Genomic DNA, 8,393 nt, shown 5'->3' with positions numbered 1-8,393 from the left:
AAACGCCTTTTATTTTGCAAGCAAAATATCGGCTCGGAGAGCTTATGAAGAATTAAGAGAATTTATATTCCCCTTGTGTGCAATTAGAGAACCCCATAGGATAAGAAGTAAACTTCTTCTTAAGGGGTTTTTCACCTTTTGTTTCAGGCAGACGACTTATCCCGTGCCTTTGTAAGCATCGGTAAAGGGTAGATCTTGTAAGGTTAAGGAATAGTGGACTGTAGAGTATATAAACAATCATCCAAAGAAAGAAGGGTATGCTTGCGAAAGGCAACAATTATAGCCTCTTCTTCATTGCTTAGGATAGTGGAATGAATCTTTTTAGGCCCCATAGGAGCATCGTGCTGAAACCCTCTCTTCCTCCACTTAAGAACAGTTTTAGGGTTGAGACTCAACTCATCTGCTAATTTGGCTATGCTTTTTTGACTATTTCGTATTTTCCGACGTATCGCCTCAGTTGTTTTGGCGCACCCATATAATATTTGTCCCATAATGTTTCCTTTGATGCTAAATGTTCATAGTATACACCATTATACTTTGGGACTAAACATCTAAGGTATTTCTAGAGCTACGAAGCGTTGTATCTGAAAATTTCGATTCAATCCTTATAGCTTTTAGGATTTTCACCGAGAAAAATCAGTTTATCTAATTGAAAAACAAAGAGATAAACTCAACATTGAGGTTGTTTAATTCAAAAGACATTCTCCACAATCTTTTCTACTTGCAAATAAGCTGTTTCGATTTAAAATTTTATTGTTAATATGAAAACGTATTTTAACAACAAAAACTATTTTTTAATTTTTTAATAAGATAAAGCCATATTTAGGATGATTTACATTTCCACGAATGGTGAAAGTAAAAGGATTCACCAACTTTAAAAGTTTTTTTTGTTTAAGTTCTAAATCAATAGATAAACTTCCATCAAAACCGATATAAGAAGTATGTTTTTTTCTTTTTGCTAGAGCAAATTTACAATGACCATTTTTACTAGAGGTTTTTACTAGTTGAGTCAAATAGCAGCGACTCTCTTGTAGTTTAAATTCCAACTCTCCTTCTACAGGCACAAAAGATCGCAAGTCTAAGCCAATTTTAGAGAGGATCTCTAAGGGAATTTCAAAACACTGATCTTGTTTCAAATATTGAAACTTGCATTGTCCTAAACCATACAGAGTCTGTAAATCGGATAACTGTGCTTGAATATCTTTAACTAGCATATCTATTACAAATGGCTTAGATTTTTTTAATACGTGATCTAATTGCAATTGCTTTATTTCAACTTCTGGAATCCACAGTTCCCAGCTGTTCAGATTTTTACAGCTCACTGTCTTGGCAAATAAACTACCTGCTTCATCGTCTAATCTAAAATCATAGATCTGTAGTTCTTTTGGAGAAAATTCTACTCCTGCACTAAACTTATTCACAGAAAAACCCTTTATTTTTATCTGATCTGCTTGCAAAAGTCCTCTACATCCTTGTTCGCTTACTTCCCCTTGGTAGATAAGATCGGCTTCGAGTTCTAAGGGTTTTATGATTTTTTCTAAATGAGGAATAAAGGAAGCGCATTCAGATGTGTGGATCTGTATAGTCCCTTGTAAGTGATTTGTTTCTTTTTTTAAATCAGCGGTTATACCACAGGCTTTTCCTTTGAGTGTATGTACTTTACACTTGTTTGATTCTAGATCAAAACATCCTTTTAAACCTGGTTGAAAAGGCTTATCTGAGATCTCAAAGGCTCCTTGATTATTTTCAAACCAGAGGGTCCCCCAAAAAGGCTTCTCTCCTAAGTTAAGTTCACTATTCAATGTAAAATGGGTATTCTCTAGAGAAAATGTCGTATTTTGGTACTTTACTAATTGCTGTTTTAAGATGAAATCTCCTTGTTTTAGATCTCCGTTAAGACGTACAAACCCTGGCATTTTTTTTATTTCTACGTTACCTACTAAATCCTGCTGCCAATTGATTTGTTCATTATGAAACGCTGGCAGGGAAAAATCTATGGTACTTTCCCAGGTTTTGTCCTGGTAAGATGTAGAGTGGCAAAAAACATTTGCTAATATTTCAGAACTTTTCAGATCTTGTACGCTAAGACTGATCTGTTTACTAAAAAATCCTTGCTCTGCAGAATATTCGCAAATGAAAGGAGAACTTTTTAAGCTAAAGCAGTTGCAATCGATTTGTCCGCAAACAGTATGACTTTGCAAGTCAAATACACCGCTGGCTAGAAAAGGATACCCTTCATAGCTTCCCTGCAGACTTTTGCAATGAACTGTTTTTTCATCTGATGTGAAAATACCAGCGGCTATTAAAGAGCCGATTTGCATTTGATCAATATGCCACTGAGACAAGAGCTTTTTACCAAAAATAGCAAGATCTTTACCCAAACAAGAAAAATCATATTGTTTAAATAGATCTTCTGTGGCTAGTTGCATGCGCCATGTTTCAGAATTAGCTAATCCCAAATTGCAATCTATCTGCCACTTATCTACTCCAGGATGAAGCAAGACACCCTGTGCTCGTAGAATAGGCAGTTCTTTTATTTGTAGGGAGCCTGTAAAGTCGGTAGGGGAAAAAGAATTGATAGCCCCTGCTAACGAATCTATTTGTAAACTACAAAACATTTTTTTATCTTGATAAAGCTTAGCACTTCCTTTCGTCATGCAAAGTGTTTTTGTAGAAGAAGTTAACTCTAGTCGAGCCATCCCCTCCCCTAACTTAAAGCTTGAGTTAATCGGCAAAGATAGATTTTTAAGATCGGCTATAACTTTATAATTAAAGCTAGATAGATGTATTTCAGATTCTGGACAAATAGCAATTTCTGCCGAAATAGGTTCCTCTATAAGATTCTTTTCCTGTTTCTTTATCTCTACAATTTGCAATTGCAGGTTCCATAAATCTTGATATTGTGCGAGCAAATCTGCCTTAATAGAAAAACCTTCTGTTTCTAAAGAAAGATCCTGTATGTGGAATTGAGGATACGTTGCATCAAGGGCTGTGCTAAATACATAGGTATCTTGCTTGTAAGATAGTTTCCCTTCTAATCTAGGGCAAGATAAACCCCACTTTCCCTTTTGATACAGAAAAGACAGCTCCGATACTTTGGGAATCTCTATTGTTTTATAAAAATGCTCTAAATAAATTTCTTTCGCTTCTACTTCAACCACTACTTTATCGGTATCAAATAAGCATTCTAATTGATAATTTCCTTTTACGATTAGCTCAGGTAAAAACTTTGCAAGCCATGGTTTATATTGCTCTTCTGTAAGACCTTTTAGCTTTAGATGACCTTGTATAGGTCTTAAGTGTAAACCATCTTCTAAAGAAATAGGTTTTAAAAATAGAGCTTCTGCTGAAAAAGGCGTATATCCTATAGAGCCTATTATCTCTAGTTTGTTTTCATAAATCGTGAGCTTTGTTGCTAAAGGAAGAGCTGGGGTTAAGCCAAGCATTGAGCTCAAATCCCCTTGTATATGAGCGCAAATAGCTTTTTTAGATCCTGGATAGTCTATGACAATATTTAAACCTTCTGCTTGCTGTAATTGGCAAAACCCTTCTTTTATTTGAGACTTAACAGCATCCCATCTTCCTTGCATCTGTACATCTTTTATAAAAAACTTATGAGAAGGATGATCAACCAATACATTTTTTGCTTGAAATTGTGTTAAATCTATGTTTTGTAATATTCGATCTGAAAATAGCATGGCTATTTTTGCTGAACAACTCTTCCATCTATAAGAAATAGATGAATCGATTTGGGGCAGAGAAAAACAAGATTTTGCCCAATCAAGATGTTTGCGTTCCATTTTTTGAATATCGCATTCAATGATGCCTTCTTGAGCCTGACAAATCGCTAAGCTTCCTTGAATATTTTTATCTATAGGATCGGAAAAAATAGCTTTAACTCCAATTCCTTGCTGATCTTTATGAATAGCAATGGTTTCTAAAATAAGAGGAAATGAGGTTTTTTCATGCACAGCCATTGCGCTTAAAATAGCTTTAGATCGATCTGTTATCCATAGATCTGCTTCCATGTACATCAACTGGTTTTGCCATTCTAAATTTTGAGATAAAAGAGCATAAGATCCATTTTTGAGTTGAAAGTGTCCTTTAAGAGAAGGCCATAGATTTTTTAAGTAAACCTCTTTTGCACTTAAATTCGCCTCTATTTGATCGCAGAGGAATTGTTTGTTTTCTTGCTGAACTTTCACATTCGCAAAAATGGTTTGTAAGTGTATGTCCTGGATATAACCATCTGATTGAATAGCAGCATTTAGCTCTACAGACATTTCTGCATGATAGTTCACAGATCTATTGGAATAACCCACTAGCTGTGTTAGTGGTAAAAGATGTTTTACTTCTTGGGATTTAATACTAAGGTATATATGGTTGCTAGGAGAATAATGAAGGGTCAAAAGAGCAGGGTATAAAGGATTTGGATCCATCGCTAACTTAAGCTCCAACTTTTTGTTAGCTACAGGAAGCAAAGAAAAATAATACCGTAATTGGTTTAATTCTAAAACACCGTGGTGCACTTCCACAGAAAAAAAACGGCTTAAAGCTAACACAGCTCCAAAAACATTTTGAGATGTAACACTGCGATCAGTTAGATATTGTGGATGCAGAACTCTCATATGAAAAGCTCCTTCTTGATAGAATAAATCTATACAATCCACACTTAATGCATTCTTTTCTTGCATTAGACCCTGTATTCGCATTACGTTTTTATCCCAAGCAATTTTCTGATAAGAAAATGTTTTTGGTAAAAAGCAATACAAAGCTATCTTGCAACCAGATAAAATAATTTGTTGATAAAATAGAGCCAGAACAACTAATAATCCCAAAATGCTTAAGAGCTTTTTTTTCATTGAATGAACTCTTTATATTGTTCTTCTGATAGGAGTCTTTCTAATTCCTTTTTGTCTGTTATTTTAACCTTAAAAAGCCAACCATCGGTTTCAGCTGCTTGGTTAACTCCTTGAGAAAGCTCTTGTAATTTCTCATTAATTTCTAGAACTTCCCCAGACACGGGGGAATAGATATCCGCTGCTGCTTTAGTAGATTCGAGTACAGCAATTTCCTGACCTGCTTTTACCAGTTTGCCAATAGAGGGCAATTCCACATACACGATCTCTCCCATTTCTTTTTGAGCAAAGTGGGTAATTCCAACTGTGCCTACTTCATCTTCCATTCTGATCCACTCATGTGACTCTGTAAATTTCATATAAAAATATCTCCTTTTATCAATTCACAACTAGCCCAATAACGAGGATGTTGTTCTGTTAATGGATGAGCAGAAGAAAAATGTTGCAGTAATCCTTTGCTCTGCAAACGATAGTTTATGGCTATACGAGAAAACTGCAATGGATCATAGCTATGTAAACAATGCGCTGGAATGGTAACTCTAACGAGATAAGATTTACGATTATCCTGTAGATCTACTTGTATATCTTCTGCTAAACAAAGAGGATGTGCATCTTCTGTACGAAAAACCGTTATCTCTTTTGCAAATGTCTCATCATTTGCTTTCTGAGGAAAAATGAAAAATTGATGACAAAAACGATGTGTAAAGCTAACCGTTTTTAAATCCCTTGTATCAAAAAATAGTTCTATTTTATCTGTAGGCTCTAAAAGCTTATCAAAAAATAGATCACAGTAAATCGCCTGTTCATTCCAAGCGATTGCAACCTCTACAAAAGGGACTTCATTGAGTAACTTAGATGTAGAGGGTAATAAAAACTTTTTCCTCATCATCTTAGCAGAGGGTTGATTTTTAGCATGTAAAAGCTTGCACTGAATAGCAAAACAATCAAGTGGTAAAATAGGATTTATCTCTTCTAATAGATCAATTGTCACTCAAGCTCCTTATCGGAAAAAACAATGCAATTTCCTTCTACTATTTTCTCTAATAAATGACGCATTACATCTCGACATGTATCGAAAGAGAGAAATTGAAAACCCTGTTCTATTTTTTCTAAAGGCACTTCTTCTAAATCCCCTTTAGAGCATATTTTAGCAAAGGCTAAAGAGCCCGAAGACCCTATAGAAATAGGCGACCATTGATTAACAGGAATCTCGATCCAATCATCTGTTGGAAAATCCAGTTTTTGGCTACGAGAAATGCATGATAAAGTAGAAATTAGCTCCCATTGCTTAGGTAAATGAAGCACAGCGCCCAGTTCTAATTGCTGCTTTACAGATTGCATGAATCCATACAAACGATATTTACAGTAAAAGATTCCAGGCAATTGTTTACTCATCCCTGGCAAATCCCCAAATACCTTTATATACTCCTGTTCAATATTAAGTAATAAAGGCTCATATAAAATACGTGCTATCTGCTCCTTCACCTCATAAAAAGGTTTAAAACTCCCATTTGCTTGAAGAAACAACTCTTTTCCTTTACGTATATTTGGGTAGGCATTTTCTAATTTTTGATCGAGAATAGAATCCAAAGTGCCATCCTGAAAAGCTTCTTCAAAAGAAATTAACTCTTTCTGAGTATCGCGGCTAACTAGCTCTATACGATAAAAATTATTTACATCCACACTGTAGCACTCTTTTATCGACTCTAATGGAGCATTCTCTAAAAAAACAATGAACTCTTTATCGTTGAGCAGCAAACTATAAGGACCTTGAGCTAATGGTTTTTTCCTTAAGGACAATTCGACGGTTTTGAGCGGTCTTTGCTGCAAAGCTTGCCTAATAAGCTCTTTATCTTGACGAACCATTTCGAGTCTTGCAACTCGATCTATAGAGCTGCGAGAATCTATTTGATCCAATGCTTCTCTACGATCTGTGCGGTTTTTAAGCTCAGGAAATCTGTTTTGTAAAAAAGACCATCCTTCATCTGTAGCTTCCCATTCCCAAGTGCTCTTAAGGCTAATTTGAGCAACAAGCTCTTCTATGTTAATAGAACTTAAATGAAGCTCTACTTTTTTTTGTACAAGCTCTGGTTGTCTTGCTTCAATGCAATCCAAAGAGGCAAATTCTAAGGGTAGATTCAAACTTTTTGGTTGCTCAAGAGATATAGCCTCTAAATATACCTGCAATTTAAGAAGTGCGGAAAAATCGCTTAAACGCAAATAAGAAGGCAGTTCATACAATTCAACTTCTACACTTTGATCTGCGAATAAATGAAATTGCTTTTGCGCTAATGGATCATTAAAAACGCTTCCAGAAGTATCCAATACCAAACGTCTAAATAGCATAACATGGCGCCAAGCATTTAAGACATCGGCTTCATTTAATCCAAGTACCCGCAATTCACGTTGAAAGTATTGCATAGCTTGGCTCGGCTCGAGTGATTTATTTTGAGAAAGCTGCTTATATCCCTTATAAATGTTTTGGAATAGATCGGTTTGTACTTCTTGTTTGGTAACCTGATATTTTTTTTGCTCTGCAAGAGAAGATACATTCAAAATAAACTGACTAGCTAAATGGATAAATCTATCCCCAAACCAATCTTTTACATTTTTGAACCCAAATAAAGACAGCTCTATTTCTGCTAAACGAGGATCTTTAGGGATCCCTGCTTTTTGTTCCTGAAAATGCAATACCTGTTGCATGGCTTCTTTAGGAAAAGCTATCTGATCGAGATACAACTGACATAATGTAGAAAATTCATGAACATCCATCTCCGAATTTTTCAGCTGCTCTAAGTGCTCTAATAATCCAGGGGAGTAATTTTTCCAAACAGCCCTACAGCTTAATTGAGCATCATAAGGATGGATATAGGGCTTAAATAAAGAGATCATTTGTTCCTTTTTTTTAAGCTCCGGCTCCAAATAGGAAAAATACTGTTCGGCTAACATCACAGCAAGCCCTGTCTCTAAAAAATTCTTTTCAATGACCCCATCATTTAATAAATGAGGCCAATTACTACGGTCGGTATCAAAGATGGAATGATTGAGCAATTGAGTTAAGACCAATAATTCTTTGAAGTAAATTGGCTTGCCATTAACGGTCTTGCCGATCTGCTTATCAGGATTGGATTCCACCATTTGCGTATTGATCCCTACTGCGGAAAAAGAGATTACAATGATAATAGTTACAAAAATAAAAAAAAATTTCTGATATTTGCGGAAAAATTCTAGCATAAAGCTTTCCTGACCTTTTAAGTGCTTTATATAAATGATAACTGCCATAGTACAAGGAAACAAAAAAATTGCCCAAACAAAAAAAAAGTTTTTAGCAAAATGAGAAAACAGAGCAACTGTTGATTGTGTTCTTCTCTTTTTTTCTTCCATGAAAGAGCGATATGAGAAGATTGTTTAGTCCCAAAGTATAATGGTGTATACATTAGATCTCTTGCATAACCAATAAGCAATCTAAAATTTTAAAGTATTTTAATCCAGGAGATATGATTGTTTGAGCGATATAGCTGGAAATGCTTTTGT

General features: G+C 35.3%; 4 protein-coding genes and 1 pseudogene. All 5 read right to left on the bottom strand.

The features are described 5' to 3' along the window. Positions 1-88: 88 nt before the first annotated feature. Positions 89-491 (bottom strand): annotated as a pseudogene (locus RHOW815_RS05290) (transposase family protein); the annotation flags it as partial. 303 nt (positions 492-794) lie between these two features. Beyond that, on the bottom strand, positions 795-4,862 hold the full coding sequence (locus tag RHOW815_RS05285; protein ID WP_215217290.1) for a hypothetical protein: 4,068 nt from the start codon (positions 4,860-4,862) through the stop codon (positions 795-797). Continuing rightward, positions 4,859-5,218 carry a glycine cleavage system protein GcvH gene (gene gcvH / locus RHOW815_RS05280; RefSeq protein WP_215217289.1) on the bottom strand — a complete coding sequence of 120 codons (360 nt, stop codon included), beginning with the start codon at positions 5,216-5,218 and terminating at the stop codon, positions 4,859-4,861. Before gcvH ends, RHOW815_RS05285 begins: the two co-directional genes overlap by 4 nt. Next, positions 5,215-5,850, bottom strand: a complete 636-nt coding sequence (locus RHOW815_RS05275; protein ID WP_215217288.1) for a DOMON domain-containing protein — start codon at positions 5,848-5,850, stop codon at positions 5,215-5,217. The genes gcvH and RHOW815_RS05275 overlap by 4 nt, the downstream gene beginning before the upstream one ends. After that, positions 5,847-8,093, bottom strand: a complete 2,247-nt coding sequence (locus RHOW815_RS05270) for a hypothetical protein (protein WP_215217287.1) — start codon at positions 8,091-8,093, stop codon at positions 5,847-5,849. Before RHOW815_RS05270 ends, RHOW815_RS05275 begins: the two co-directional genes overlap by 4 nt. Positions 8,094-8,393 lie beyond the last annotated feature (300 nt).

Origin of the sequence: Candidatus Rhabdochlamydia sp. W815 (assembly GCF_018642185.1) — a bacterium.
Lineage (GTDB): Bacteria > Chlamydiota > Chlamydiia > Chlamydiales > Rhabdochlamydiaceae > Rhabdochlamydia > Rhabdochlamydia oedothoracis.
The sequence above is the reverse complement of the archived record's forward strand: the minus strand, read 5'-3'. Positions and strand labels throughout refer to the sequence as shown.

Bases quoted from the DNA above. Each gene is read 5' to 3' on its own strand.
- RHOW815_RS05285 (WP_215217290.1), bottom strand. From the start codon at position 4,862: ATGAAAAAAAAGCTCTTAAGCATTTTGGGATTATTAGTTGTTCTGGCT.
- gcvH (WP_215217289.1), bottom strand. From the start codon at position 5,218: ATGAAATTTACAGAGTCACATGAGTGGATCAGAATGGAAGATGAAGTA.
- RHOW815_RS05270 (WP_215217287.1), bottom strand. From the start codon at position 8,093: ATGCTAGAATTTTTCCGCAAATATCAGAAATTTTTTTTTATTTTTGTA.